This window comes from Geothrix sp. 21YS21S-2 (assembly GCF_030846775.1).
Taxonomy (GTDB): Bacteria; Acidobacteriota; Holophagae; order Holophagales; family Holophagaceae; genus Mesoterricola.
Window position 1 is genome coordinate 1452930 of sequence record NZ_CP132910.1, and the last position, 25321, is coordinate 1478250.

The 25321-nt window shown below is 67.8% G+C and carries 26 protein-coding genes and 1 pseudogene; 9 read left to right on the forward strand and 18 right to left on the reverse strand.

Annotated features, from left to right (window positions below):
* The first annotated feature begins 12 nt into the window (after window positions 1-12).
* The 5 genes from fliQ to RAH40_RS06595 all read left to right on the forward strand — a co-directional run bounded on the left by fliQ (window position 13) and on the right by RAH40_RS06595 (window position 4603).
* On the forward strand, window positions 13-291 hold the full coding sequence (fliQ, locus tag RAH40_RS06575; RefSeq protein ID WP_306601292.1) for a flagellar biosynthesis protein FliQ: 279 nt from the start codon (window positions 13-15) through the stop codon (window positions 289-291).
* Window positions 291-1082: a flagellar biosynthetic protein FliR gene (locus tag RAH40_RS06580; RefSeq protein ID WP_306601293.1), complete on the forward strand. Its 792-nt coding sequence runs from the start codon at window positions 291-293 to the stop codon at window positions 1080-1082. The genes fliQ and RAH40_RS06580 overlap by 1 nt, the downstream gene beginning before the upstream one ends.
* Window positions 1075-2130 (forward strand): flagellar biosynthesis protein FlhB, encoded by a 1056-nt coding sequence (gene flhB / locus RAH40_RS06585; protein WP_306601294.1) that lies wholly within the window; start codon window positions 1075-1077, stop codon window positions 2128-2130. The genes RAH40_RS06580 and flhB overlap by 8 nt, the downstream gene beginning before the upstream one ends.
* An 83-nt stretch (window positions 2131-2213) precedes the next feature.
* Window positions 2214-2846 (forward strand): response regulator, encoded by a 633-nt coding sequence (locus RAH40_RS06590; protein WP_306601295.1) that lies wholly within the window; start codon window positions 2214-2216, stop codon window positions 2844-2846.
* On the forward strand, window positions 2843-4603 hold the full coding sequence (locus tag RAH40_RS06595) for a tetratricopeptide repeat protein (protein WP_306601296.1): 1761 nt from the start codon (window positions 2843-2845) through the stop codon (window positions 4601-4603). Before RAH40_RS06590 ends, RAH40_RS06595 begins: the two co-directional genes overlap by 4 nt.
* A 12-nt stretch (window positions 4604-4615) precedes the next feature.
* Here the strand turns inward: RAH40_RS06595 and RAH40_RS06600 are convergent, their stop codons facing one another.
* From RAH40_RS06600 to RAH40_RS06620, 5 genes are read right to left on the reverse strand one after another with little or no spacing between them, the layout of a single operon-like run.
* The gene (locus RAH40_RS06600) at window positions 4616-4831 is read right to left on the reverse strand and encodes a hypothetical protein (protein ID WP_306601297.1); all 216 of its coding nucleotides are present in this window, start codon (window positions 4829-4831) and stop codon (window positions 4616-4618) included.
* Window position 4832: 1 nt separating this feature from the next.
* Window positions 4833-6491 carry an N-acetylmuramoyl-L-alanine amidase gene (locus RAH40_RS06605; protein WP_306601298.1) on the reverse strand — a complete coding sequence of 553 codons (1659 nt, stop codon included), beginning with the start codon at window positions 6489-6491 and terminating at the stop codon, window positions 4833-4835.
* Window positions 6479-7021, reverse strand: coding sequence for a hypothetical protein (locus RAH40_RS06610; RefSeq protein WP_306601299.1), 543 nt, complete (start codon window positions 7019-7021; stop codon window positions 6479-6481). Before RAH40_RS06610 ends, RAH40_RS06605 begins: the two co-directional genes overlap by 13 nt.
* Complete coding sequence (gene rdgC / locus RAH40_RS06615) at window positions 7018-7629, reverse strand: recombination-associated protein RdgC (RefSeq protein ID WP_306601300.1); 612 nt, start codon at window positions 7627-7629, stop codon at window positions 7018-7020. The genes RAH40_RS06610 and rdgC overlap by 4 nt, the downstream gene beginning before the upstream one ends.
* Entirely contained in the window at window positions 7626-8573 is a 948-nt protein-coding gene (locus RAH40_RS06620; protein WP_306601301.1) for a PP2C family serine/threonine-protein phosphatase, read from the reverse strand. The genes rdgC and RAH40_RS06620 overlap by 4 nt, the downstream gene beginning before the upstream one ends.
* A gap of 141 nt (window positions 8574-8714) precedes the next feature.
* Between RAH40_RS06620 and RAH40_RS06625 the strand changes: the two genes are divergently transcribed.
* Both RAH40_RS06625 and RAH40_RS06630 read left to right on the forward strand, forming a co-directional pair.
* Window positions 8715-8909, forward strand: coding sequence for a hypothetical protein (locus RAH40_RS06625; RefSeq protein WP_306601302.1), 195 nt, complete (start codon window positions 8715-8717; stop codon window positions 8907-8909).
* A 40-nt stretch (window positions 8910-8949) separates the two neighbouring features.
* The gene (locus RAH40_RS06630) at window positions 8950-9162 is read left to right on the forward strand and encodes a hypothetical protein (protein WP_306601303.1); all 213 of its coding nucleotides are present in this window, start codon (window positions 8950-8952) and stop codon (window positions 9160-9162) included.
* A gap of 62 nt (window positions 9163-9224) precedes the next feature.
* Here the strand turns inward: RAH40_RS06630 and pilQ are convergent, their stop codons facing one another.
* The 7 genes from pilQ to RAH40_RS06665 all read right to left on the reverse strand — a co-directional run bounded on the left by pilQ (window position 9225) and on the right by RAH40_RS06665 (window position 15749).
* Window positions 9225-11249, reverse strand: a complete 2025-nt coding sequence (gene pilQ, locus RAH40_RS06635) for a type IV pilus secretin PilQ (protein ID WP_306601304.1) — start codon at window positions 11247-11249, stop codon at window positions 9225-9227.
* Between the two features lie 128 nt (window positions 11250-11377).
* Complete coding sequence (locus tag RAH40_RS06640) at window positions 11378-11860, reverse strand: hypothetical protein (RefSeq protein ID WP_306601305.1); 483 nt, start codon at window positions 11858-11860, stop codon at window positions 11378-11380.
* A gap of 4 nt (window positions 11861-11864) precedes the next feature.
* Complete coding sequence (locus RAH40_RS06645; protein WP_306601306.1) at window positions 11865-12476, reverse strand: type 4a pilus biogenesis protein PilO; 612 nt, start codon at window positions 12474-12476, stop codon at window positions 11865-11867.
* Between the two features lie 7 nt (window positions 12477-12483).
* The gene (locus RAH40_RS06650; RefSeq protein WP_306601307.1) at window positions 12484-13074 is read right to left on the reverse strand and encodes a PilN domain-containing protein; all 591 of its coding nucleotides are present in this window, start codon (window positions 13072-13074) and stop codon (window positions 12484-12486) included.
* Complete coding sequence (gene pilM, locus RAH40_RS06655) at window positions 13071-14153, reverse strand: type IV pilus assembly protein PilM (RefSeq protein WP_306601308.1); 1083 nt, start codon at window positions 14151-14153, stop codon at window positions 13071-13073. The genes RAH40_RS06650 and pilM overlap by 4 nt, the downstream gene beginning before the upstream one ends.
* Window positions 14154-14226: 73 nt before the next feature.
* Window positions 14227-14997: a Stp1/IreP family PP2C-type Ser/Thr phosphatase gene (locus RAH40_RS06660; protein ID WP_306601309.1), complete on the reverse strand. Its 771-nt coding sequence runs from the start codon at window positions 14995-14997 to the stop codon at window positions 14227-14229.
* A 2-nt stretch (window positions 14998-14999) separates the two neighbouring features.
* Complete coding sequence (locus tag RAH40_RS06665; RefSeq protein ID WP_306601310.1) at window positions 15000-15749, reverse strand: J domain-containing protein; 750 nt, start codon at window positions 15747-15749, stop codon at window positions 15000-15002.
* Window positions 15750-15976: 227 nt separating this feature from the next.
* Between RAH40_RS06665 and gatA the strand changes: the two genes are divergently transcribed.
* Window positions 15977-17431 (forward strand): Asp-tRNA(Asn)/Glu-tRNA(Gln) amidotransferase subunit GatA, encoded by a 1455-nt coding sequence (gene gatA, locus RAH40_RS06670; protein ID WP_306601311.1) that lies wholly within the window; start codon window positions 15977-15979, stop codon window positions 17429-17431.
* Between the two features lie 10 nt (window positions 17432-17441).
* Window positions 17442-18728 carry a dihydrolipoamide acetyltransferase family protein gene (locus tag RAH40_RS06675; RefSeq protein WP_306601312.1) on the forward strand — a complete coding sequence of 429 codons (1287 nt, stop codon included), beginning with the start codon at window positions 17442-17444 and terminating at the stop codon, window positions 18726-18728.
* 66 nt (window positions 18729-18794) lie between these two features.
* On the opposite strand, the gene RAH40_RS06680 is transcribed toward RAH40_RS06675, so the two are convergent.
* The 6 genes and pseudogenes from RAH40_RS06680 to RAH40_RS23045 all read right to left on the reverse strand — a co-directional run.
* Window positions 18795-18986, reverse strand: a complete 192-nt coding sequence (locus RAH40_RS06680) for a hypothetical protein (RefSeq protein ID WP_306601313.1) — start codon at window positions 18984-18986, stop codon at window positions 18795-18797.
* A gap of 120 nt (window positions 18987-19106) precedes the next feature.
* Window positions 19107-20099 carry a deoxyhypusine synthase family protein gene (locus RAH40_RS06685; protein ID WP_306601314.1) on the reverse strand — a complete coding sequence of 331 codons (993 nt, stop codon included), beginning with the start codon at window positions 20097-20099 and terminating at the stop codon, window positions 19107-19109.
* A gap of 68 nt (window positions 20100-20167) precedes the next feature.
* Window positions 20168-20851 (reverse strand): ComF family protein, encoded by a 684-nt coding sequence (locus RAH40_RS06690; protein ID WP_306601315.1) that lies wholly within the window; start codon window positions 20849-20851, stop codon window positions 20168-20170.
* On the reverse strand, window positions 20835-22364 hold the full coding sequence (locus RAH40_RS06695) for an amino acid permease (protein WP_306601316.1): 1530 nt from the start codon (window positions 22362-22364) through the stop codon (window positions 20835-20837). Before RAH40_RS06695 ends, RAH40_RS06690 begins: the two co-directional genes overlap by 17 nt.
* A 243-nt stretch (window positions 22365-22607) precedes the next feature.
* Complete coding sequence (locus tag RAH40_RS06700) at window positions 22608-24134, reverse strand: amino acid permease (RefSeq protein WP_306601317.1); 1527 nt, start codon at window positions 24132-24134, stop codon at window positions 22608-22610.
* Window positions 24135-24180: 46 nt separating this feature from the next.
* Window positions 24181-25317 (reverse strand): annotated as a pseudogene (locus tag RAH40_RS23045) (branched-chain amino acid ABC transporter permease); the annotation flags it as partial.
* Window positions 25318-25321 lie beyond the last annotated feature (4 nt).

A 25321-nucleotide genomic window follows, 5' to 3' on the forward strand; every position in this document is an offset into this window, starting at 1 on the left:
GGAGAAGAGAGCATGAACGAACTCGTCATCGTCGACATCGCCCGGGACGCCCTGAGGACGGCCCTCTACGTCGCCGGGCCCGCCCTCATCGTCTCCATGATCGTGGGCCTGTCCATCTCCGTCTTCCAGGTGGTCACCAGCCTGCAGGACCAGACCGTGGCCTTCGTGCCCAAGGTCGTGGCCGTCATGGCCACCGTGGTGCTGTGCTTCCCCTGGATGATGCGGCTCCTGCTCCACTTCACCACGCGCATGTTCACGGAGTGGAACGGCGTCATCAAGGCGCTCAACTGATGCCCTCCCTCCTCGGGAACCCCGCGCTCTGGGTCTTCACCCAGGCCAGGGTCCTCGTGTTCATGCTCACCATCGTGCGGCTCACCGGGCTCCTGGCCACGATGCCGGGCTTCGGGCAGGCGCGGGTGGTCCTCCAGGCCCGGGTGGCCCTGGTGGTGCTCCTCGCCGCGATCATCACCCCCCTGGCGGGCGCCCCCCGGGCGCCGGTGGAGACCATGTGGGACCTCACCGGGGTCATGGTCACCGAGCTTGCCGCGGGGCTCCTCATGGGCCTGGCCGTGAGCTGGATCGTGGACATGGTCTCCTTCGCCGGCCAGCTCATGGACACCCAGATGGGGTTCTCCTTCGTGCAGTTCCTGGATCCCGTGAGCGCGCACCCCGTGGCCGTCTCGGGATCGCTGCTCAACCAGGTCACGATGCTCCTCATCCTCGTCTCGGGCCTCCACCACCAGATGATCCGGGCCCTGGTGGAGAGCTACCGCATCCTCCCCATGGGCGGGACCCTCGCCGTCAATCCGCAGCTGGTGGTGGTCCTGATGGGCCAGATCCTCGTGAAGGGCTTCCAGCTGGCCTTTCCGGTGCTCTTCACGCTCTTCATCGTCGACTTCATCGCGGGCATCGCGGGCAAGTTCATGCCCCAGCTCCACCTGATCACCCTCACGTTCCCGCTGAAGATCGCCATTGGCCTCATCCTCCTGGGCATCATCCTGCGGGAGTTCTCCCCCTGGGTCGGGCCCCTCCTGGAGGCCGCGCCCCGGGAGGCCCTGCGGCTGCTGGTGAGCCATGGCTGATCCCTCAAGGACCGAGAAGGCGACACCCAAACGCAGGCAGAAGGCCAAGGAGGAAGGCTCGATCCTCCGCGTGGCGGACCTGGACGCCACGATCATGCTCTGGGCCAATTTCTTCCTCTTCCTGTCCCTGGGCGCGGCCACCGTCGGCGGGCTCGCCGCCTCCATGACCTTCATCCTCAGGAAGTCCGGGCAGGCCGGCTTCCTCGTGGAGAACAACCTCCATGCCCTGGCGCTCAGCCTGCTCCAGATGGTCGGCAGGATCCTGGGCCCCTTCCTGGTGGCCAATTTCCTCCTGGCCCTCGCCAACCAGTTCATGCAGCACGGCTTCAGCTTCCACATGAAGCTCCTGGTCCCGAAATTCAACAAGCTCAACCCCGCCTCGGGCTTCAAGAAGCTGTTCTCCCCCCAGTCCGTGGCCAACCTCCTCAAGAGCATCCTGAAGTTCCTCATCGTGGCCTGGGTGGCCTACCTGGTGGTCGTGCCGCGCCTCCCCGCCATCCTGGCCACCATGACCTACCCCATGGCCCAGGCGCTGGAGTACTTCCGGCAGACCATCTTCCTGCTCTACCGCGACATCATGCTCGTGATGATCGCCCTGGCCGCGGGGGACTTCCTGTACCAGCGCCACCAGCACGAGGAGGGCATGAAGATGACCAAGCAGGAGGTGAAGGACGAGGCCAAGGACTCCGAAGGCAACCCGGAGATCAAGGGCAAGCAGAAGTCCCTGATATTTGCCGCGGCCATGCGCCGGATCATGTCCAAGGTCCCCAAGGCCTCGGTGGTCATCACCAACCCCACCCACTTCGCCGTGGCCCTGCGCTACGACCCCACCACCGCCGCCCCCATCCTCGTGGCCAAGGGCGTGGACCACCTCGCCCTCAAGATCCGGGAGCGGGCCAAGGAGTCCGGGGTGCCCATCGTGGAGAACCCGCCGCTGGCCCGGGCCATCTACCACAACGTGGACCTGGACAAGCCCATTCCGGGCGAACTCTACCAGGCCGTGGCCCAGGTGCTGGCCTATGTGTACCGCCTCAAAGGCGCCGCATGAGGGCCTAATCAATATTAGGAAAAAAAAACTTGGGTCCGCGCCGTCCCCATCCGAAACAATAGATATAGCTTCGGTGAACCCACGTGCCACCCCCCATCATCCCATCCCATCTCCCCCCCCAGCGCCTCCTCCTGGTGGATGACGACCTCATCCTCCTGGAGACCCTGCAGGAACTCCTGACGGCCGAAGGCTTCTTGGTGACCCCCGCCTCCTCCGGCGAAGAGGCCGACGACCTCCTTGGCAAGGCGCATCCGCCCTACGATCTTGTACTTACAGACCTGGTCATGCCCGGCAAGACCGGCATGGACGTGCTCAGGGCCGCCCTGGCCCGGAACCCCAGCTGCACCGTCCTGGTGCTCAGTGGTTACGGCACGGTGCGGGAGGCCACGGAGGCCATGGACAAGGGCGCCTACGGCCTCGTGAACAAGCCCCTCCAGATCGAGGCTTTCCGGCAGACCCTCCGGCGCATCGTGGAGCGGGCCCACCTCATCCGGGAGCGGGACGACCTCAAGGTCCGGGTGCGGGAGCTGGAGGAGCGCATCGGCCGGCTGGAAGCCATCCAGGGCCGCATGGAGATGCTGGCCCAGCGCATGGACCCCCGCACCCCCGAATCGGGCAGCCTCCAGCTGCTCAAGGACCTCCGGGCCAAGGGCGTCCTGGACCAGGAGCGGTTCGATGCCGCCCGCAAGGCCCTCCTGGCGGGGTGGAAGCCGTGAGAGGCCTCACCGCCGCCCTCCTGGTGGTGGCCCTTGCCGCGGGCGCGGCGGAACCCAAGGCGCCCAAAGGGCGCATGACGGATGAACAGGCCGAGACCCTGGCGCGCCAGGCCATGGCCTCCAGCGACGAGAAGTTCCAGCGCAAGGTCCTGGACCAGCTGGACGGCTTCCATTTCAAGAGCACCTACGCCAAGGAGCGGGAGACGGTCCTCTTCGCCCAGGGCTTCCTCCAGGACCGCCTGGGCGATACCGCCCGCGCTGCCGTCTCCTTCCACAAGCTCGAGGCCACCTGGCCCAACTCCTCCTTCCTGCCCGAGGCCCAGCCCGCCATGGCCCAGGCCGCCCTGGACCACGGCCGGCCCAAGGAGGCCGAGTCCCGCCTCAACAAGGCCCTGGGCGCCGACCTCCCGACCGAGACGCTGCGCCGGTGCCAGGAGATGTACCTGTGGTGCCTGGCCGACCAGGGCCGGGCCGCCGAGGGCCTCGACACCGTGCGTTCCCTCAAGCCGCTGGGAACCGCCAAGCCCACCGAGAAGGGCCTGGTGGGCATCATGGAGGCCCTGTGCGCCGGGGAGAAGCGCTCCGAGGCCGAAGGCGTCCTGGCCGACTACCGCAAGCTCTATCCCCGGGGCGCCTACCTTACCCGCCTGAACCTGGCCTGGGGCAAGCTCCTGGGCACCACGGGCGATTCCCGCAACGCCGCCAAGACCTTCCAGAAGCTCATCGAGGACAAGCCCGCCTCCCCCGAGGCCGACGAGGCCCGCATGGCCCTCGCCACCCTGCTGTCGGACGGCTCCCTGCCGCCCAAGGACGCCGAGGGCTACCCCGACGCCCAGGCCCTCCTGGCCCGGGTGAAGAAGGCCGGGGGCAAGGAGGACGCCACCCGCAGGGCCCTCATGATCAATCTGCGCATCGCGGTCAAGGAGGGCCACTGGCAGGCCGCCCTGGACACGGTGGGCCAGTTCCGGGCCGCCAAGCCCCTTCCGGGCGAAGCCAAGCCCGTGGCCGACCTGCGGGCCGAGGCCGTGCGGGGCCTCGTCCGGGAGTGCCTGGAGAAGAAGGAGCCCCAGCGCCTCCTGCCCGTCCTGGACGCCGAGAGCATCCTCTCCCTCACCCCCGCCCAGCGCGTCGAACTCTCGCGCGCCCTGGCCCGCAAGGGCCTGCCCGAGGCATCCCGCGCCATGGCCCGCGCCGTCCCCGCCAAGGAGCAGCCCGCCCTGGCCAAGGCCGCCCTGGAGGGCCTGGGCGCCGGCACGGATCCCGAGGCCACCCTGGCGCTGCTCCCCGCCAAGGCCGAAGGCCCCCATGAAAGCCTTCTGCGCGCCCAGGCCACCGTCTCCCTGCGCCAGTGGAAGGAGGCCCGCCCCGCCCTCCTCAAGGCCCGCCCCGGCCCCGAGCGCATCCAGGCCCTCATGCTCTACCTCTGCCGCCCCCTGGAGGAGGGGGAGAAGGCGGAGGCCCGCGCCAAGGACATCGAGTCCTGGCAGGCCCGGGCCCCCGAGAAGGGCCCGGACAGGGAGCCCCTGGTCCTCCTGGCCGCGGACCACAAGGCCCGCGCCGGCGAGTGGCGGGCCGCCCTGGCGCTGTACCCCGTCAATCCCACCGAGGCCAACCGCGGCTGGGTGGCCCTCATGCGGGCCACCTGCCAGGCTAGGCTGGGCCAGCAGGAAACCGCCCTGGCGACCTTGAAGGAGGCCCGGGAGGTGGCCGGGTTCAAGAACGAGCGGACCTCGCTGGAGAAGCGCCTGGGGCTCTGAGGAAGATCCCTTCTACCCCTCCCCCTCCAGGTACCCGGGATCCTCGATCTCCACCAGCTCACCCGCCTCCAGCCGGGCCCGCTGGTCCTCCGTGAGCGCCAGCTCCTTCCACCGCGGATCGATCCGGGAATTGAAGAAGTGCACCGACGCCTCGCCGTCCTCGTAGGCTTCCCGGGACGTCCAGAGGTGCGCCCACCCGATGGTGTTGATCCGCGCGAAGACTTTCACGTCAGCTCCGGTAGAAGGCCTTCACCGCGTTCACCACGGCCTCGGCGTAGCGTTCCCGGAAGGCGGGGTCCTTGAGGTTCTCCACGTCGTCCTCGTTGGTGAGGTTGGCCACCTCCACGAGCACCTTGGTGGCCGCGGCGTTGTAGCGGATGACGGCGGGGACGAAGCTCTTGCCGGAGCGCTGGATGACGTTGCGGATGGGGCGGTTGCCGTGGACGGGGAGGTCGTCGAGGCCCAGGGCCTTCAGGAGGGCCTCGGCGAAGAGGCGGCTGCGGGCCTCGGACTGCAGCCGCTCCCGGGCGGAGAAGGCCACGCGGGAGCCGACCTTCATCTCCTTCACCCGGGCGGCGCGGCGGTCGCCCAGGGCGAAGCTGGAGGGCACGCCCGACGCCCCGGGCACGTAGACCATGGTGCCCCGGGCCGAGGGGTGGAGGCTGTCGGCGTGGAAGCTGATGAAGAGCGTCTTCCGTGCGTCCCCGGTGCGGCAGAAGCCCGCGAAGAGGTCGTTGGCCAGCACCCAGCGCAGGTGCACGCTCACGGCGTTGGGGCTCTCTCCGTCGTTGGCGAAGGGCGGCGTGGTGAGGATCTCGGCGTCGGAAGTCGGGCGGGTGATGCTCTCGCGCACCTTGAAGCCGATGCTGGGGTAGCGGATGGTGCTGGACACCACGGCCTCCGTGTCCTGCTCCAGGAGCCTGCGCACGCGCATGGCGATGTCGTAGACGAAATCGGACTCCCAGGCCCCGTTGGCGGCGGCGCCCTTGTCCACGCCCCCGTGGCCGGCGTCCAGGACGATGCGGATGCCCTTGAGCCGGGGGCCGGCCTCCGCCACGGTGGTGCGCCGCACCTCGGCGCGCACCTCGCGCTCCTCGGCCAGGGCCACCGAACCTTCGGCCTGGAAGGGGTCGGCCAGGAGCTCCTGGGGGATCTTGATGACCTGGCCGGGCTGGATGGCCCGCACCTCCTCGATGCCGCTGCGCCTGGCGATGGCCAGCGCCAGGTCGTTCACGCCCTTGGGGTCCACCTGGTCCGTGTAGCGCATCACCACGGCCGTGTAGAGGGCCTCGCCCTTGCGCAGGTGGTAGGCGGCGAACTTGCCCTGGCGGTCCTCCCCGAAGGTGAGCAGCGCGCGGTAGGCGGCCACCCGCGCCTCGTCGTCCAGGCCGTCCTCGGGCTGGCTGCGGTCCACCTTGGCCTGGCCCCTGCCGCCCAGCTCCCGGGCCAGGAGGGTGCGGGGGATCACCCACACGTCGCCCAGCCGCAGCTTCTCGGGACGGGCCGGGTTGGCGGCCTGGAGCTTGTCGTAGTGCTGGCCGTGGCCCACGAAGAGCGCGGACATGAGCCACACGGACTCCAGCTCGGGCCAGCGCACCTTGTGGCGCACTTCGGTCGTGGTCCAGCGGTCCTCGGGGAACAGGGCGTGGAGGGCCCAGAGCCTGCCTTCGGGCGTGAGGTCGAAGTAGGAGGCCCAGGGGCCGCTGCGGACCGTCAGGAACTTCCGGGGAAGGCGCGTGGCCTCGACCTGGACCCCCTGCCGGAAGGCGAGGCGGATCCGGGCGGAGCCGCCCTTGGGGAGCCTGGCCTTCACCTCCGCCGTGGCCGGGGCCGCCTGGGCCACGATGCCTGCGACGGCGGCGAAGGCAAGCGCCTTCAGCCCTCCCATGGCACTTCTTCGCCGGAGATGCCGGCCAGGGATCCGCGGATCCACTCCCGCATGGTCTCCGCCATGCCCTCGGGATCCTGCGCCCGGGCCTCCAGGAACGCCTGGAAGCGCCGCTCCAGGTGGGACGTGCCCTCCTCGAGCAGGAAGAGCCGGTCCGCGATGCGGCCCTGGGGGTCCTTGGCCTGGGTCGGGGGGAGCTTCATGGTGCTGATCTCCAGCCCCGCGGCGCCCAGGGTGAAGGTCCACTCCATGTCGCCGGACAGGAGGCGCACCTTGGCCTTGGCCGGGCGCATGCCCCGGGACAGCGCCTCGAAGGCCTCGCGGCTCTCGGCGGGGTTGCCCTTGCGCAGGCTCAGCTCCTTGACGTCGCCGCTTTCGGTGACCAGCTGCATGGCGTCGTCCACGAAGCAGGCGGATTGGTCCCCGTCCAGCCCGCTGACGCCGCCTTCCTTGAGGCCGCGCATCCAGAGCCAGAGCAGGAACTCCTCGCCGAGGAACCGGCCCTGTTCAATGAGTTCCATGGGTTTCATGCATTCTCCAGCGTGAGGTCGAGGGGATCGAGGGCCATGAGGGAGTCCACCGAGATGTGGGGCAGCATGCGCCCGGCGAGAAGCAGGGGCGCCAGGGGCTGCAGCTCCAGGCCGAAGGACTTGATGAAGAGCTCGAAGAGGGCGGACTGGGTCTTGGAGGAGGAGGCGGTGGTCCAGAGCATGCCTCCCTTGAGGTCCCAGGCCACTTCGGCCACCTTGGGGGTGGGCAGCACCTTGAGCAGCAGGTCCACCTTCACCTCCTCGGCCAGGGACGTGCGGGCCTCGCGGCCCACGAAGGCCAGGTCCTTCTCCTTCTGCAGGGTCTGCAGCCGCAGGTCCACCTGGGCCTTCAGGAGGGCGCCGGGCACCTTGCGGGAGTCGATGCGCAGGCCGAAGACCGCGAAGCGCTCCTGGATCACCCAGTCCCGGTCGGGGGGCAGGATGAGGAGGTTGCGCCAGTCGCACCAGCCCATGCGCTCCTCCTCGAGGCCGTCCTCGAAGGGCCGGAAGCAGTGCTGGCTGAGGCCCTCGTGGAGCTCCTGCTCGGAGGGGACGGGCCCCAGGACCAGGAAGCGCCTGAGGGATAGGGTTCCTTGGATAAGGCTCATGTGTTCCCTCGTAAGAAACGGCCTAGACGGTTGATGATGGGCTGGTTGGGATGGGTGTCCTCGTTGGCCAGGAGCGGGTCCGAGGAGAGCTGCGGCTCCACGATGCGCACGGGCTCGTAGAGGTTGGGCATGGCGAGGCCGGGGTCGTCCAGGGTGAGGAGCAGGCCCGTGAGGTTGTCCCGCCCGCCCCGGGCCAGGGCTTCCTGCGCCATGGCCTCCAGGGTCAGGTTCGCCGGATCGCCCCGGGACAGCAGGAGGGCCAGGTGCTCGTCGGGAATCTCGCCGTGGAGGCCGTCCGAGCACAGCAGGAGGCGGTCCCCGCGCCGCAGCGCCACGCGGCTCAGCACGGCCCGGATGGGCACGGGGGCGCCGAGGGCCTGGGTGATCATGCTGCGCTGGGGGTGGGTCTTGGCCTCCTCGGCGGTGATGCTGCCGTTGCTGATCATCTCGCGCACCAGGGTCTGGTCCTCGGTGATCTGCACCAGGTTGGGCTTGCGGTAGACGTAGGCCCGGCTGTCGCCCACCTGGGCCACGTAGGCATGGCCCTTCCAGATGACGGCGGCGGTGAGGGTGGAGCCCATGCCCCGGCTGGAGCGCTCGGCGTCCGCGTAGCGCAGGACGGCGCTGGAGGCGCCCTCCACGGCCTGCTTGAGGGCCTTGAGGAGGCCCATCTCGTTGGCCAGGTGGGCCGGGAACCGCCCCCAGTGACCGAAGAGGTTCACCGCCACCGACGCAAGCCCCTCGCGGCTGGCGATCTCGCCGGAGGCCGCGCCGCCCATGCCGTCGGCCACCGCGGCGAGAATCCCCGCGTGGCAGGTGTTGGGCATGGGCCCCAAACCGTTCACCAGGGGCTCATCCCCATCCAGGGCGCTCACCAGATAGGCATCTTCGTTGTTTTTCCGCACCCGGCCGACGTGGGTGATGGCAGCATAATCGATGAGCATGAAGGGGATGTTCCTGCAGACGGCGAAAGGGTCACATCCGGGGCACAGAACCGGTGCGGGGAAGATTCCATGGTACCAGGAACCCCCATCATATCCCCTGCCCGGCCATCATGAGTGAATCAGATATCAAGGAGCCGAACCGTGATTCCCCACCCCCCGCCCGCCCCCCAGCACCTTCCTCCCATGACCACGACCCAGACCGTCATCGCGGTCATTCTGCTGCTCCTGCTGCTCTGGGTTGCCTATAAAATCGGGAAAGTGATCCTCCGGGTCGTGGCGGGCCTGCTTTTTCTCGGCCTCGCGGGCTACGTCATCTGGTACCTTTTGATCAGGTAGAAATTTCGTCCTTCCCTTCAACATCCCTCGAGGAGCAAGCATGGCTGCCATCTCCTGCCCCAATTGCGGCGCTGATCTCACCGTCCCCCAGAGCGTTCGCATCGCCGAATACCACTTCGGCCGCCTGGAAAAGGTCGACCAGGCCCCCATGGAAGGGCCCGGCTTCAAATACCACTTCGAACAGCCCGACACGTACACGATCCTCTGCAACACCTGCAAGCGGCTCGTGCGCACCCTCCCCATCGGCAAGTAGGCCGGCGCCGGGGCAAAGGAAAGGGGCCCTCGCGGGCCCCTTTCCTTGTGCCTCCCCGGGAACTAGTTCTTGAGGATGCGGGGGGTGATGAAGATCAGCAGCTCGTCGTTGCTGTCCTTGTTGATCTTGTTGCGGAACAGGAAGCCGATGAGGGGCAGGTCCTTGAGGAAGGGCACGCCGGTCGACTGCTGGGTCGAGTTGTTCTTGTAGACGCCGCCCATGATGGCCGTGCCGCCGTCCTTCACGAGCACCTGGGTCTCCACGGCCTTGCGAGTGATGGTCGGCGTGGTGCCCACCAGCTGCCCGAAGTCCGCGTCGGCCTTCTCCACCTTGATGTCCATGAGGATGGTGCCGTCGTTGGTGATCTGGGGGGTGACCTCGAGTTCCAGGTTGGCGTCGGCGAACTGCACCGCGATGGCGCCGCCGCTCACGCCGGTCTGCTGGGCGGGATAGGGGATCTTCGCGCCGGAGAGGATCTTGGCCTTCTTGTTGTTCTGGGTGACCACCTTGGGCGAGGAGACGATCTTGACCACGCCCTGCTTTTCCAGGGCCTGGAGGATGACGTTAACGCTCATGCGGTTGCTGAGGAAGGAGACCCAGAACTCGCCCGCGGGGCTGGCGATGTCGGTGACGTTCGTGGCGCCTGGCGAGAAGGCCACGGTGGCGGCATTGCCCGTGGTGGCCAGGTTGTTGATGCTGTTCCAGGAGGGGCCGTTGGTGCTGCCCCAGGGGGCGGCGGTGGTCCCGCCGGTGGTGATGGCGGCGCTGCCGGTGTTGGACGTGGGCCACTTGACGCCGAAGTCCTTCTCCCAGTTCTTGGAGGCTTCCACCACCCGGGCCTCGATCTGCACCTGCTGGATCTGAACGTCCAGCTGGGCGATGAGATCGTCGAGGATGGGGAGGTTCCTGGGCAGGTCGGTGATGATCAGGGTGTTGGTGCGGTCGTCCACGATGATGCCGCCGCGCTTGGTGAGCATCTTGTCGAGGATGGTCTTGGACTCGGAGGCCTTGGCGAACGACAGGGGCCGCGTGATGCTCTGGACGTCGCCGGCGAGGGACTTGGCGTCGTCGAGGCGCTTGCGGTCCTCCTCCTCCTTCTGGAGCTTCTCGATCTTGGCCACGCGGATGATGCCGTTGCTCACTTCCTTGCCCAGCCCGGCGTGCTTGAGGATCACGTCCAGGACCTGGTCCCAGGGGGTGTCGGTGAACTTGAACGTGTAGATGCCCTGCACGTCCTGGTCCACGATGAGGTTCAGGTGGGCCGTGTCGGCGATGATGCGCAGGAAGCTGGTGAGGTCGGTGCCCACCACGTCGATGGTCATGCGGGCGCCGGTGTAGCGGCCCGAGACATCGCCGAGGGTGCGGCCGCTGCGGGATTCCTCGCGGCGCGGGGCGGCCTTCTCCTGGGCCAGGGCGGTCGGCAGGACGGACTGCACGGCCAGGGACGGCAGGGCCTGGAAGGGCGCGCCGACCACCGGGACGGGGACGAGGGGAGCGGGCTTGGCGGCGACCTTGGGGGCCTCCTCCTTGAGGACGATCGGGGCCGGCGGCGGAACGGGGGCGGGCGCCTCTTCCGTCACGACGTAGGCGGCGCGCTCGACGGGAGCCGCAGCGGCCAGAAGCGCGGCGGGCTGGGCAACGGCCTGGGGGGCCGCGCGCTCGGGCAGGGCGGGCGTCTGGGGAAGGGCGGCCAGGCTGGCGGCAACGGCCTCGGTCTCCATGGGCACGGGCGCCGCGGGGGCGACCGTCACCTGGGTTCCCAGCTGGGCGCGGACCGCGCCCTGTCCGGAATCGAGGGTGATGCTCACGCCCGTGCCGTCGCTGGTCACGGTGGCCTGGGTTCCGGGCACCACTTCGAGGACGATGCGGGTGACGGGCTGCGGCGCCGTGGCGAACTGCGCCAGCCGGGAGCGGAGGATCTGGGGGCACGCGAGTCCCTGCATGTCCTTCCGTGTGACCTTGTCCCCGCGGTTGACCCCCGGGAGGTCCACGACGACCCGGGACGGGTTGGGCAGCACCTGGAGGCGCGGAACGCCGGTGAATCCGGGGATGCTGAGCTTCAGCACCTGGATGGCACCCGGCTGCATGCTCGCCCCGGCAAGCGTTGCGATGGCGGCGTTGGTGCCAGCATCAGGGAGGGCTCCGTTGAGAGATCCGGATTGGATCCCCGCCAGTACCACGCCCCCTGCGACCAGCAAGGAACTCAGGCGAGCATTCATCGTTTACCCTCCTCGCGTTTGAACGTCTTGACGACGGTTCGGAAGATTTTGGTGTTAGTGCTGCTGGCATCCCACTGATGGAACGTGACGGACTTGTCGTTGACGCCGACCAGTTCACCGTCCCGGAACCGATACCCGATGGGCAGGGAACGGACGTTCCCGCGGGCATCGGTGACCACGGCCAAGACCTTGCCGTTGGAAACCACCATTCCTTTGACGCCGATATCGTCCACCATGTCCCCCTTGTTGGTCTGCTCCGCATCGGTGGGGGCGGAGAAGGGGTCCCGCTGCAGGGTGGGCCTGTAGGGGGTCGCGCGGACGGCGATCAGCTCGTCGGGATTGATCCCCTGGTTGGCGGAAAGGGCCGGAGTCGCGACGGATTCCGCGCGGCCCTTGGCACCTTCCTTGGGAGGCGTTCCCTGTGCGCAAAGCTGAAGGCCGAGCGCCAAGGCGGGGAGGATGTATGCGATCCGTGCCATGGTCTCAGTCTCCCGTTTCTTTCTTGGCCGGTGCCGCTGCCGGTTTCGGCTGCGGCGTGCCCGCCGGAGGAGGCGGTGGGGCCGGGTTGTATACGAAGGCGCTGACCTTGCAGGTGACGGAGACGGGATACAGGCTGCGGTTGCTCTCCCGCTTCAAGGCCATCTCGCTGAGATTGATGATCTTCTCGTAGCCGGAGATCAGGGAGGAGAACTGCCCGAGGGTGTGGTAGCCCGCGCGGAACGTGAACTGGACCGGGTATTCCGTGTAGTAGTCCTTGGCCACGGGAGCCATGAGCGTGAAGGAGACCTGCTCGATGCCGGCGGTGTCCGCCAGTTTCTTGACACGGTAGGGGAGCTCGCCCCGGTCGGCATCGGTGGGCATGATCTTGATCAGCTCATCAATTACCTTCTCCTGCTCGACGACCTCGGCCTTGAGCTTCTCGTAGTTGGCCTTGAGGGCGTAGCCCTTGGCCACGTCGGCCTGGAGCCCCTGGTTGACCAGCTTGAGGCCCGCAAGCTCGTCCCGCTTGCCGCCCAGGAAGAAGACGATGAGGATGGCCAGCATCAAGCCCGCCAGGCCACCGATCAACAGTTGTTTCTGAAGTTGCGAGTTCATAGCTACCTCAGGCCGAATTCTTCAAATCACAGGAGATGGTGAATTCGACGGTGCGTCCGTTCTTGTTGGCGGCCGGGTAGTTGACGTTCTGGAACCACTTGGTCTGTTCCACCAGGCGGTTCCGGAACTGGTTGACGGCCTCGAAACTGGAGCTCTCGCCCTTGATGCTTATGGTCAGCCCCTTCTGGTTGATCTCGCGGAACCACACGTCGTCGGGAAGCGCGTTGGCGAGTTCCTCCAGGAAGTGGACGGGAAGGTGCTGGAAGGACTTGAGTCCCATCATCACTTCCTTCTTCTTTTGGAGCATCTCCTTTTGGGACCTGAACTTCCGCTCAAGATCCATGTATTTTTCGAGCTCCTTCTTCTTGGCTTCCAGTTCGACCTTGGTGCGCTGTTCGCGCTCGATCTGGGAGTTCAGCATGACGTAGTAGATGCCGCCCGCCGATGCGATGACCAGGCCGAAAAGCACCCCTGCGATGGGAAGGCTCGGACGCCCGGTAGCCGCGGAATCGGCGTAGACGGGGACGGCCTCGGCCTTTTCGGCCTTCTTCCCACCCACCTGGGCGAGCGTGTCTCCCAGAAGGTTGATCTTGATCATCGGTCCCCCACTTGGCGCAAGGCCAATCCGACCGCAACAGCGGCCGTGCAGCCGACTCCATTGACCACGGCCGGGTCCAGGCTCCGCTCATCCATTTCGAGGAGCTGGAAGGGATTCAGCCGATCCACGGAAACCCTCAGACGATCCCCGAGAATCTCGGGAAGCTTGTCCACCTTGGCGCTGCCGCCGCAGAGGAGGACCCGGTCCAGGCGGTCCACCTTGAAGCTGGAGCGGAAGAAATCGATGGTGCGGCCGAGTTCGTCGGCGAAGCTGTCGGAGACGGAGGAGAGGGAGGGCTCGACCTCTTCGGGCGTCCGGCCCTCCGCGGCGTGGCCTTCCTTGAGCATCTCGGCGGCCTCGCGGCTCACGCCCCAGTCCTCCATGAGCTTGTCCGTGAACCGGTGGCCGCCCCAGGCGATATCGCGCCAGAAAAGCGACTTGCGGCCGACCAGCATGGTCAGGTTCGTGAACTGGGCGCCGATGTTGACCAGGGCCACCACTTCATCGCGCCCGCCCGGGGGCGAGTTGATCTCGTAGGCGTTCTGGATGGCGAAGACGTCCACGTCCACCAGGACGGAACGGGCGCCCGCCATGGCGACGCAGCCGATGTAGGACTCGATCTTGTCCTTGCGGCAGGCCACCAGGACCACGTCCATGTTGCCTTCCGCGGGACGCTCCTCCAGGACGGCGAAGTCCAGGGCGTAGGCGTCCAGGCCCTGGCCGGCGGGGAAGAAGCTCTCGGCCTCCCACCGCACCGATTCTGCCAGCTCCGTGGGGCTCATGAGCGGGAAGGTCACTTTTTTGACCATCACCTGCTGCCCCGCCACGGAGATGGCCACGTCCCGGGCCTTGATCTTCTGCTCCGTGAGCACCTGGCGAATGGCCGCGGCCACCGCGTTGCTGTCCATGATGTCCCCGTCGACGATCGCGTCGAAGGGGAGCGGGGCTATGCCAAGTTTCTGGAGCCGGTACCGCTGGCTCCCGCCTTTGCCTAGCACCTGCAGTTCACAGACCTTTACGGAACTGGAACCAATGTCCAGGCCCACGAGCTGGTTTTTTTTGCCACCGAAAAGACCCACTTGGAGCCTCGCTTTAGTTGATTAGGCGGTTCAGTTTAACCTTTATATCTTTCCGGTCAACCGAATGTTGTTATCAAACATTTTTATCCGGATCGAACGCGACGATGACGACGGTGATGTTGTCTTCCCCCCCATTGCCCATGGCTTTGGCGATCAAGCGTCCCGCAGCCTCTTCCATGTCCGGGGCATTCTGGACTATTTCCCAGATTTCCTGATCTTGAACCATTCCTGACAGTCCATCGGAGCAAAGCAAAATCCGGTCCAATTCCTTAACCTGGATCTCCCTTACGGAGATGTCCAGCTCCCCTCCGTTGCCCAGGGCCTGGGTGATGACGTTGCGGAAGGGATGGCGGCGGGCCTCGTCGGGGGTCAGGATCCCGTTGGCGACCTGCTCCGCCACCCATGAATGATCCCGGGTGACTTGCTGGATCCCGTCCGGGTTCAACAGGTAGGCCCTGCTGTCCCCCACGTGGACAAGGGTGATGGTGTCCGCATTGACCAGGCAGGCCACCACGGTGGAGCCCATGGACTCCCGTTCGGGGTTGGTGCGGATGTCGTTCAGGATGCTCTGGTCGGCCAGGAGGAGGGCGGCCTTGAGCCGGTTGCCGTCGTAGGGCAGCGCGGTGTCGTATTCCACCGGCCAGGTCCGGTCCCGCTCCACCGTATGGGTGATGAACTGCCCCACCTTCTCCACCACGATCTGGCTGGCGACCTCCCCGGCGGCATGCCCGCCGAGCCCATCGGCAACCACAAACAGGCCGAGGTCAGGTTCCATGAGGAAGTTGTCTTCATTGTGCTTGCGAACGCACCCAACTTCCGTCCGTCCCGCTGCCACCACCCGCATGCTCAACCCCTTTTGAATAGCTTTTCCAGCTTGATGCGCGTCTCCGCAACGAGTTCGTTCCACTGGTCGCCCAGGCTCGCCATCTGTTCCTTGGCCTTGCCCTTCGGGTTGGCTGGCTTTCCGGGCTGCCTGAAGATCGCGTGATCGGGGGCCAGATTGTGCACCGTCTCCCAGAGCCGGGTGGCCCGGGCCTGCATTCCCAGCCCCTGGAAGGTCTGGGCCAGCAGGATCATGGAATCGACATCCTTGGGGTTGAGCTTGATGGCTGTTTCAAGCGCCTTCACCTTGCCGCGCGCGTCCCCGCCGGTGGCCTCCAGGACCTTGCCGTGCAGGGCGTGGAATTCCGGGCGTTCGTTGTCCAGGCGCAGGGCGTAGAGGATCAGCGCCAGGGAGCGCCCGTAGGCGCGGCCCTCGAAGGCGCCCTGGGCATCCTTGAACCACTCGTCGGCGGTCTTGGGGATCGCCGTGCGGTCCGGGCCTTCGTCGAGCTGGATCGAGGGCGCGGCCGCCTGTGCCGGGGCCTGGGCCCTGGCCGGTTCGGACGGCGGGGCGGGGGCGGCGGAGCCCCGGCTGGGCGTGTCCTTGAGCATGCTGAAGGCCTCGGCCAGCATGCGGAAGCGGCGCTCCGCATCGGCTTTCGCCTCGCCCGTGAACCGGTCCGGATGCCACTGCTTGGCCATCCGGTGGTATGCGGCCTTGATCTCCTCGATCGTGGCTCCTGGCGAAATTTCCAGCACTTCGTATGGGTTCATCTCAGTTCCATGGCGAACGGGAGCATTTCGGGGTGTAGGGCGTGTCCGGTGTGTCTGTGATATTAACCCAGGACTCTTGGGAAAAAGAAAGGGGACAATCGTCCCCGGAGGGGGACCCGCCAAGGATCCCCCGGTACGGAAAGACCTTTGGCCCCGGTCACGGGATTGGAGAATCTATCTCAATACCCCATTTGGTGGCACACTCGAACCCGAGGCGGGAGTTGGGCATGGGTCCGAGTTCGTTGGCAGATCTGAGGGATGGCCTGGAAGCGGGGGACCTGTCCGCCACCTTCCTGGCCCTCGGCTGCCTGGACCGCATGGCCGGCCTTGAGCCCCGGCTCAACGCCACCGTCTTCCAGGATTCCGGCCTGACCCTCGCCGCAGCCCGTGCCGCCGACGCCCGCCTGACCCGGGGCGAGCGGACGCCGGTCCTGGGCATCCCCATGGTCCTCAAGGACAACCTCCACTGGAAGGGGGCCCCCGTGGGCAACGGCTCGCGCATCCAGCGCGGCTATCGGGCCCCCTACGACGCAACCGTCGTGCGCCGGCTCCTGGAGGCCGGGGCGGTGCCGGTGGCCAAGGCCAACATGGACGAGTTCGCCATGGGCTCCAGCGGCGAGCACAGCGCCTCGGGCCCCGCCCGCAACCCCTGGGACACCACCCGGGTCCCCGGGGGCAGTTCCTCGGGCTCCGTGGTCTCCGTGGCCGCGGGCTATGCCCCCTTCGCCCTGGGCACCGACACGGGCGGGTCCGTGAGGCTGCCGGGGAGCTTCTGCAACGTGACCGCCCTGCGGCCCACCTACGGCGTGCTGAGCCGTTACGGCGTCACGGCCATGGCCTCCTCCCTGGACATCGTCGGACCCGTGGCCGGCTCCGCCCGGGACCTGGCGGCGGTCCTCTCCGTCATGGCCGGTCCCGATCCCCTGGACGCCACCAGCGTGGACCTGCCCGGACGGGAGCGCCTGGGCGACCTCCGGCCCCGCGCGCTCAAGGGCCTGCGGGTGGGCCTGCCCCGCGAGTACTTCGGCGAAGGCATCGACGCCGGCGTCAGGGACGTCCTGGAGACGGCGCTGCGCGACCTGGAGGCCCAGGGCGCCGAGCTGGTGGAGGTCTCCCTGCCCCACACCCCCTTCGCCATCGACACCTACTACCTCATCAACACCTCCGAGGTCTCCAGCAACCTCTCCCGCTTCGACGGCGTGCGGTACGGCGCCAGGGCGGCTTCGGACACCCTGGACGGCATGATCGCCGGCACCCGGGACGCGGGCTTCGGCATGGAGGCCAAGCGCCGGATCCTGCTGGGGGCGTTCTGCCTGTCCAAGGGCTACTACGAGGCCTTCTACCTGAAGGCCCAGAAGGCCCGGACCCTCATCACGCGGGACTTCGCGGCCGCCTTCGGGAAGGTGGACGTCCTGGCCACCCCCGTGAGCCCGACCACCGCCTTCCCCCTGGGGGAAAGGACCGGCGATCCCCTGGCGATGTACCTGTCGGACGTCTTCACCGTCACCCCCGCGCTGGCGGCCCTGCCCGCTCTTTCCATGCCCGCGGGTTTCGCCTCGGGCCTGCCCGTGGGACTGCAGCTCATCGGCCCCTCCCTATCGGATGTCCCCCTGCTGGAGCTGGCCCACGCCTACCAGCGGATCACGAAGCACCACACCGAGGCGCCCCGCCTCGACAGCTAGGAGCACGAACATGGCTTTCGACGTCGTCATGCCCCAGATGGGGGAATCCATCGCCGAGGCAACGATCCTGAAGTGGCACCGGCAGCCGGGTGAGGCCATCGGCAAGGACGAGACCCTCTACGAGATCTCGACGGACAAGGTGGACGCCGAGATCCCCGCCCCCATCGCCGGCACCCTGCTGGAGATCCTCGTGGACGTGAACGTCACCGTCCCCGTGGGCACCGTGGTGGCGCGCATCGGGGCCGCCGGGGAGAAGCCCGCCGCCGGCGGGTCCGAGCCCAAGGCCGCTCCGGCAGCGGCGCCCCAGGCCGCCGCTGCGCAAGCCGCCCCGGCCCCCGCCGCCCCCGCGGCCCCGGCCGAAGACACCCTCGAGGGCCGCCTGCGGACCCGGTCCAGCCCACTGGTGCGCCGCATGGCGCAGGACCACGGCGTGGACCTGACCGCCGTGCCGGGGTCGGGCATGATGGGCCGGGTCACCAAGCAGGACATGGAGGCCTTCCTGACCGCCAAGCCCGCCGCCCCCGTGGCCGCCGCACCCAAGGCCGCCCCCGCCCCGGCCGCGCCCTCCGTCCCCGCCTTCGCCCCCGGCGAGCGGGTCCGGGTCGAGCCCATGACCCGCATGCGCAAGATCATAAGCGACAACATGGTCCTCTCGAAGCACACCAGCGCCCACGTGTACACCGTGTTCGAGATCGACATGTCCAACGTGTCCAGACTGCGCGCCAGGCACAAGCAGGCCTTCGAGGCCGCCTACGGCACGAAGCTGAGCTACATGCCCTTCGCCATGATGGCCGCCGCCAAGGCCCTCCGGGCCTATCCGGTGGTCAACGCCAGCGTCGACGGGGATTCCATCGTCTACAAGCAGGACGTGCACCTGGGCATCGCCGTGGCCCTGGACTGGGGCCTCATCGTCCCCGTTGTGAAGAACGCCGACCAGCTGAACCTGGGCGGCCTGGCCCTGGCCCTCAACGACCTGGCCGGCCGCGCCCGCTCCAAGCAGCTCAAGCCCGACGAGATCTCCGGTGGGACCTTCACCATCACCAACCCCGGCGTCTTCGGCGACACCTTCGGCCTGCCCGTGATCAACCAGCCCCAGGTGGCCATCATGGGCATGGGCGCCGTGAAGAAGCGCCCCGTGGTCGTGACCGACGACCTGGGCCAGGACGTCCTGGCCATCCGCGAAGTGATGTTCAGCGCCCTCAGCTTCGACCACCGCATCATCGACGGCTCCACCGCCGACCTGTTCATGGCCGCGGTCAAGAAGGAACTGGAGACCTCGGACTTCGGCCTGGCCTAGAAGCTTCTGCCCACAAGGAAAGCGCCCACCGCGAGGTGGGCGCTTCCGATGTTCAGGGGTTTCGCACTACTTCTTGGCGGGAACCCACTTCTTGCCTTCGTCGGTCAGGTTGGTCTTGGTGCAGGGCATGGCGGTGTGGCAGGTCTTGCAGGTGACCTTGGGATCCTTGGCCTTGGCTTCCTTCTGGATGGTCACGCTGGCGAACGAGAACGACGCGGCGCAGAGGGCGACGGCGATGGCGAGGATGGAACGCTTCATTGGAACCTCCAAAAGGTAGGCCAAGTTTAACGAGGGAACCCGGGCCGATCAAGAGAACAAGACCTCCAGGTCGCAAATATTAACGACCTATACGTTCCGGGTGCCGGTCGTCCGGAAGATCTACCACCCCAACAGATAGGCGAACATCAAGGGCGCCACGATGGTCGCGTCGCTCTCCACGATGAACTTGGGGGTGTCCGCCCCCAGCTTGCCCCAGGTGATCTTCTCGTTGGGCACGGCGCCCGAGTAGGAGCCGTAGCTGGTGGTGGAGTCGCTGATCTGGCAGAAGTAGCCCCAGAGCGGCGCCTCCAGCTCCAGGTCCTGGTGGAGCATGGGCACCACGCAGATGGGGAAGTCCCCCGCGATGCCGCCGCCGATCTGGAACATGCCCAGGGTGCAGTCCTTCGTGACGTCCTGGTAGAAGCGGGCCAGCCAGGTCATGTACTCGATGCCGGTGCGGACCGTGTGGACGTTCTTCACGTCCCCGCGGATCACGGCGGCGGCGTACATGTTGCCCAGGGTGCTGTCCTCCCAGCCGGGAACGACGATCGGGAGGTTCTTCTCGCAGGCGGCGATCATCCAGCTGTTCTTCACGTCGATCTGGTAGTGCTCCTCGAGGGCGCCGCTGCGCAGGAGGCGGTAGAGGAACTCGTGCGGGAAATGGCGTTCCCCGGCCGCGTCGGCCCCCGTCCACTCCTTGAGGATGGCCTTCTCGATGCGGCGCATGGCCTCCATCTCGGGGATGCAGGTGTCCGTGACCCGGTTCATGTGGCGGTCCAGGAGGGCCTTCTCGTCCGCGGGGGTGAGGTCCCGGTAGTGGGGCACGCGCTCGTAGTAGTCGTGGGCCACCAGGTTGAAGACGTCCTCCTCCAGGTTGGCGCCGGTGCAGGTGATGAGGTGCACCTTGTCCTGGCGGATCATCTCGGCGAGGCTCAGACCCAGCTCGGCCGTGCTCATGGCCCCCGCCAGGCTCACCATCATCTTTCCGCCTTCCAGGAGGTGGGTGCGGTACCCTTCGGCCGCGTCGACCATGGCCGCCGCGTTGAAGTGGCGGAAATGGTGCTTGATGAACGAACCCACGGGACCGGGGGTGAACGTGGCGGTGCTCGGCATGGTCGACTCCATTCAAAGGCATACAGATCCCAGGGTTCCCTGGGGGCCGATGCGAAGCATACCACGGCCTAGCGGCCTCCCCGCTTCCCGGCCCGGAAGAGCGCCAGGACCGCCACGTCCCGGGCCCCTGCGGCCCCCAGGGCCTGGGCGCACCTGAGCAGGGTCGTTCCGGTGGTCCAGACGTCGTCCACCAGGAGCACGGCCTCCCCCTCCACCGACGCTCCGGGCTCCAGGGTCACGTGGGGACCCATGCGCCGCCGCCGGCCCTGGGGCAGGCCGGCCTGGGCGCGGGTGTAGAGCGGCTTGCGGAGCACCTGGCGGCAGGGGGTGCCCAGGCGTCCGGCGAACATCCACGCGGCGCGCTCGGCCAGGTCGAAGCCCCGGTACCAGCGCCGCAACCGGGCGGTGGGCGCATTGCACACCAGGCTGAACCCCGCGGTCCAGCCCGGCAGGGGCACCCGCCCCGCCCGCCCGAGAAGCGCGTCCATCCACCCCAGTTCCCCCCGCTTGATGGCGGGCACCAGGAGGGCCCCCAGCCCGCCGTGATAGTCCCAGAGGGCCTCCCCCCAGGTCCAGGCCACGGGATCCGGGCAGCCCTCGCCCCAGCCGTGCCCCAGGGCGCAAAGGGGGCAGCGTTCCTCCGGAAGGCGGGTGAGCAGGCTCCAGCACCGGCCGCACAGGCCCGCCTGGGCGCGGTCGTCCATGGCCCCCAGGCAGCCCCGGCAGCGGATGACCTCATGAAGGGCGTGCATCGGATCCCCTCCCCAGCACGCTGTGGTGGCGGCCGTACAGGAAATAGACCAGGATCCCCAGGGCCAGCCAGCCCCCGAGCCGCCACCAGTTGGCCGCCGGCAGGGAGAACATCAGGAGGAGGCAGGAGAGGATGCCCAGGACGGGCACCACCGGCACCCACGGGCACCGGAAGGGGCGCTCGGCCCCGGGGTGGGACCTGCGCATGATGAGGACCGCGGCGCAGACGATCACGAAGGCCAGGAGCGTCCCGATGTTGGTGAGGTGGAGCAGCACGTCGATGGGCAGCAGCCCGGCCAGGGTGGCCACGCAGGCGCCGGTGAGGACGGTGGACTTCCAGGGGGTGCGGTAGCGCGGATGCACGACCCCGAACACCTTTCGGGGCAGGAGCCCGTCCCGGGCCATGGCCAGGAAGACCCGGGGGCCGCTGAGCATCATCACCAGGAGCACCGACGTGATGCCGGCCACCCCCGCCACGGCGATGAGCCCCTCGGCCCAGCCCAGGCCCCTCGCCTTGAAGGCCAGGGACACGGGCGCGCTGATGTCCAGCTGGTCGAACCGCACCATGCCGGTGAGCACCGCCACCAGGGCGATGTACAGGAGGGTGCAAACGGCCAGCGAGGCCACGATGCCCACCGGGATGTCCCGCCGGGGATTCCTGGCCTCCTCCGTGTGGGTGGACACCGCATCGAACCCGATGTAGGCGAAGAAGATGATGGCCGCGCCGGCCAGCATCCCCACGGGCTTGCCGCCCGGGTCCACCTGCCCGGCCACGGTGTGGCCGAAAAAGCACAGGCCCGTCCAGCCGTAGGGGGCGAAGGGCCGCCAGTTGGCGGAGCTCACGAAGAAGAGCCCCACGGCGATGACGAAGACCACCGCGGCCACCTTCACGGCCACCATGGCGGTGTTCAGCCTTGACGTCTCCTGGATGCCCTTCACCAGGATGAGGGTGACCGCGGCCACCACGAGGACCGCGGGCAGGTTCAGGAGGGCCCCCGTGCCCACCAGGGCCCCCGAGGCCGCGTCGTAGCGCCACGGCGATTCCACCAGGGCCGGCGGCAGGCCCAGCCCGGCCTTGGCGAGGAGACCCTGGGCGTAGGCGGACCAGCCGGTGGCCACCGCGGCGCTGGACACCCCGTATTCGAGGATCAGGTCCCAGCCGATGATCCATGCGAAGAGCTCGCCCAGGGTGGCGTAGGCGTAGGTGTAGGCCGAGCCCGCCACCGGCACCATCGCGGCGAATTCCGCGTAGCAGAGCGCCGCGAACACGCAGGTCAACGCCGCCACGGCGTAGGAGAGCATCAGCGCCGGGCCCGCGACGTTGCGCGCCGCGGCCCCGGTGGCCACGAAGATGCCCGCCCCGATGACGGCCCCGATGCCCAGGGCCGTGAGGTGGACCGGGCCCAGGACCCGCCTGAGCCGGTCCTCCCCCTTGGCCTCCTCCAGGAGGGCCGCAAGGGGTTTGCGGGAGAACAGCCGGGAACGGCGGGGAACCGCCGGAACAGTAGGATCCATGCACCACCTCCAAAGGGGAAACGCACCCTGGAGGCAGAGCGATCCCCTGCCCTGCGGACTGGATACTCCAGATTCATGATGCGATGGAGTATTCAAGCAGCGGCGTTCGGGGCTCCACGCTCGGAGGGCCAGGCGGTGGTTCAATCCGAAGGGAGAGCGTCGCCTGGCGTTTTTGATGCCAGTCGTCGGTGAAAATTCTTCCTTAAATTCTCAATGGCGGCATGCCGCATTCATTGGCGGACGTCAGACGTGGGTCGTGTCCCCGTCGCCCGCCAGGTAGTGCTTCATGACGCTGTGCTTCCGGCCGTAGGCGAAGTAGATCACCATCCCGAAGGCCAGCCAGGTGAACATCCGCCACCAGTTGGCCACGGGCAGGGAGAACATCAGCATGAGGCAGGAGGCGATGCCCAGGATGGGGACCACGGGCACCCAGGGGCACCGGAAGGGCCGCTCCGTCTCGGGGTACTTCCTGCGCATGATCAGCACGGCCCCGCACACGATCACGAAGGCGAACAGGGTGCCGATGTTGGTCAGCTGGAGCAGGACCCCGATGGGCAGCAGGCCGGCCATGATGGCCACGAAAGCCCCGATGAGAATGGTCGACTTCCAGGGCGTCCGGTATTTCGGGTGCACGTCCCCGAACACGCCCTTGGGCAGGAGGCCGTCCCGGGCCATGGACAGGAAGACCCGCGGGCCGCTGAGCATCATCACCAGCAGCACGGAGGTGATGCCCGCCACGCCGGCGGTGGCGATGATCCCTTCGGCCCAGCCCAGGCCCCGCTGCTTGAAGGCCATGGAAACCGGGGCGTTCACGTCGAGCTGGTCGAACCGGACCATGCCCGTGAGCACCGCCACCACGCCGATGTAGAGGAAGGTGCAGACCACCAGGGAGGCCATGATGCCGATGGGCACGTCCCGCTGGGGGTTCTTGGCCTCCTCGGTGTGGGTGGATACGGAATCGAAGCCGATGTAGGCGAAGAAGATGATGGCGGCGCCGGCGAGCATGCCCAGGGGCTTGCCGCTGGGGTCGGCGTGCCCGGCCACGGCGTGGCCGAAAAAGCTGATGCCGGTCCACCCGAAGGGGGCGAAGGGGTGCCAGTTGCTCTTGAGCACGAAGAAGGAGCCGACGCCGATGACGAAGAGGACGGCGGTGATCTTGATGGCCACCATGGTGGCGTTGAACGAGGCGCTCTCCTGGATCCCCTTGACCAGCACCGCCGTGATCACGAGGATGATGAGGACCGCCGGGAGGTTGAGGAGGGAGCCGGTGCGCACCATCAGGCCCGTGGTCACGTCGTACTTCCAGGGGGACTCCGTGAGCAGGTGGGGGATGTGGATGCCCAGCTTGGAGATGGAGTCCTGGAAGTAGCCCGACCACCCCGTGGCCACCGTGGCCGAGGACACGCAGTACTCCAGGATGAGGTCCCAGCCGATGATCCAGGCGAACAGCTCGCCCATGGTCGCGTAGGCGTAGGTGTAGGCCGAGCCTGCCACCGGCACCATGGCCGCGAACTCCGCGTAGCAGAGGGCCGCGAAGATGCAGGTGATCCCCGCGATGACGTAGGAGAGCATCAGGGCCGGACCGGCCACGTTGTGGGCGGCCTCCCCCGTGACCACGAAGATCCCCGCGCCGATGATCGCCCCGATCCCCAGCGCGGAGAGCTGGACGGGCCCGAGGACGCGCCGCAGGCGGTTCTCCCCTTTCATCTCCTCCAGCAGAAGCGCCAAGGGTTTGCGCGCGAAGTACTGGGACTTGGGTCGATCCGCCATGATTCTGGTCTCCGGTGGTGGTCTTGCCCGCGCCGTTGGCGCCGATCAGGGCCACGATCTCCCCGGGTTCGACGGTGAGCGAAATGCCCAGCAGGGCGTGGATGGTGCCGTCCCCGGTGATGCTGCCGATGCCCCCCAGGATGACCATCGTGAGCACCCCCACCGACTGCAGGAAGGTGAAGGACTCCGGGCTCACGAAGGTGCGGCTGGCGGCGAAGAGCACCCCCATGGCCCCGGCGAAGGACGCGCCCACGGCGAAGGCGCCGAGCTTGAGCCGGTTGACGTTGATGCCCATGGCGCCCGCGGAGAGCTCGTCCTCGCGGATGGCCGTCCAGGCCCGGCCCACGTTGGAGTCGTCCAGGCGGTACGTGATCACGATGACCACCACCACCACCAGCAGCGCGATGAGGTAGAACAGGATGTTGTAGGCCTGGTTGGGGGTGACGTGGTGGCCCACCACCGGGCGCAGGGCGCCGTCCAGCGCCCGCAGCAGGCCCGGGGGCAGGGTCGGCCTCTGGATGGGGGTGATGCCCTGGGGCCCGTTGGTGAGGTTCCAGGGCTTGTCCAGGTTGTTGGCCAGCTGGCGCACGATCTCCCCGAAGGCCAGGGTGATCACCGCGAGGTAGTCGCCCCGCACCCGCAGCACCGGCAGGCCCAGGAGGAGGCCCAGGATGGCGGCCACGATCACGCCCAGGAAGACGAAGAGGTAGAAGTAGTCGGGGGCCAGGAAGAAGGGCGTCCCCAGCACCTGGGTGGTGACCGTGGCGTGGAGCAGGTAGGGCTGCTGGCTGCCGAAGAAGGCCCACAGGTAGGCGCCCACCGCGTAGAAGGCCATGTAGCCGAAATTGAGCAGGCCCGAAAACCCCACCACGATGTTCAGGCCCAGCGCCAGGGCCGAGAACACGGCGATCTGGAAGATCACCTCCAGGTAGAAGACGTTCCGGGCGCCCAGGATGGGCACCAGCACCACCGCGAACAGCACCGCCAGGGCGAGCCGCACGGCCCGGTTCATGCGCAGCCAGTAGATGGAGCTGCCGGCGAAGACGAACACCAGGAAGCCCGGGATCGAGCGCGGGCTGCCGTACACCAGGGCGAACCCCAGGGCGATCAGGCCGCAGCACGCCGCGTAGGGCGTCCGCCCCCGGTCGAGGAAGGCCCTGAAGGTCGCGAGGAGCGCGTGCATGGTG

Coding starts and splice junctions, on each gene's coding strand:
- fliQ (WP_306601292.1), top strand. CDS start 13: ATGAACGAACTCGTCATCGTCGACATCGCCCGGGACGCCCTGAGGACG.
- RAH40_RS06665 (WP_306601310.1), bottom strand. CDS start 15,749: ATGAACCCATACGAAGTGCTGGAAATTTCGCCAGGAGCCACGATCGAG.
- RAH40_RS06690 (WP_306601315.1), bottom strand. CDS start 20,851: ATGCACGCCCTTCATGAGGTCATCCGCTGCCGGGGCTGCCTGGGGGCC.
- RAH40_RS06620 (WP_306601301.1), bottom strand. CDS start 8,573: ATGCTCATCGATTATGCTGCCATCACCCACGTCGGCCGGGTGCGGAAA.
- gatA (WP_306601311.1), top strand. CDS start 15,977: ATGGGTCCGAGTTCGTTGGCAGATCTGAGGGATGGCCTGGAAGCGGGG.
- RAH40_RS06580 (WP_306601293.1), top strand. CDS start 291: ATGCCCTCCCTCCTCGGGAACCCCGCGCTCTGGGTCTTCACCCAGGCC.
- flhB (WP_306601294.1), top strand. CDS start 1,075: ATGGCTGATCCCTCAAGGACCGAGAAGGCGACACCCAAACGCAGGCAG.
- RAH40_RS06660 (WP_306601309.1), bottom strand. CDS start 14,997: ATGCGGGTGGTGGCAGCGGGACGGACGGAAGTTGGGTGCGTTCGCAAG.
- RAH40_RS06680 (WP_306601313.1), bottom strand. CDS start 18,986: ATGAAGCGTTCCATCCTCGCCATCGCCGTCGCCCTCTGCGCCGCGTCG.
- RAH40_RS06605 (WP_306601298.1), bottom strand. CDS start 6,491: ATGGGAGGGCTGAAGGCGCTTGCCTTCGCCGCCGTCGCAGGCATCGTG.
- RAH40_RS06685 (WP_306601314.1), bottom strand. CDS start 20,099: ATGCCGAGCACCGCCACGTTCACCCCCGGTCCCGTGGGTTCGTTCATC.
- RAH40_RS06645 (WP_306601306.1), bottom strand. CDS start 12,476: ATGAACTCGCAACTTCAGAAACAACTGTTGATCGGTGGCCTGGCGGGC.
- RAH40_RS06640 (WP_306601305.1), bottom strand. CDS start 11,860: ATGGCACGGATCGCATACATCCTCCCCGCCTTGGCGCTCGGCCTTCAG.
- RAH40_RS06610 (WP_306601299.1), bottom strand. CDS start 7,021: ATGAAACCCATGGAACTCATTGAACAGGGCCGGTTCCTCGGCGAGGAG.
- rdgC (WP_306601300.1), bottom strand. CDS start 7,629: ATGAGCCTTATCCAAGGAACCCTATCCCTCAGGCGCTTCCTGGTCCTG.
- RAH40_RS06695 (WP_306601316.1), bottom strand. CDS start 22,364: ATGGATCCTACTGTTCCGGCGGTTCCCCGCCGTTCCCGGCTGTTCTCC.
- pilQ (WP_306601304.1), bottom strand. CDS start 11,249: ATGCAGCCGGGTGCCATCCAGGTGCTGAAGCTCAGCATCCCCGGATTC.
- RAH40_RS06630 (WP_306601303.1), top strand. CDS start 8,950: ATGGCTGCCATCTCCTGCCCCAATTGCGGCGCTGATCTCACCGTCCCC.
- RAH40_RS06650 (WP_306601307.1), bottom strand. CDS start 13,074: ATGATCAAGATCAACCTTCTGGGAGACACGCTCGCCCAGGTGGGTGGG.
- RAH40_RS06700 (WP_306601317.1), bottom strand. CDS start 24,134: ATGGCGGATCGACCCAAGTCCCAGTACTTCGCGCGCAAACCCTTGGCG.
- RAH40_RS06675 (WP_306601312.1), top strand. CDS start 17,442: ATGGCTTTCGACGTCGTCATGCCCCAGATGGGGGAATCCATCGCCGAG.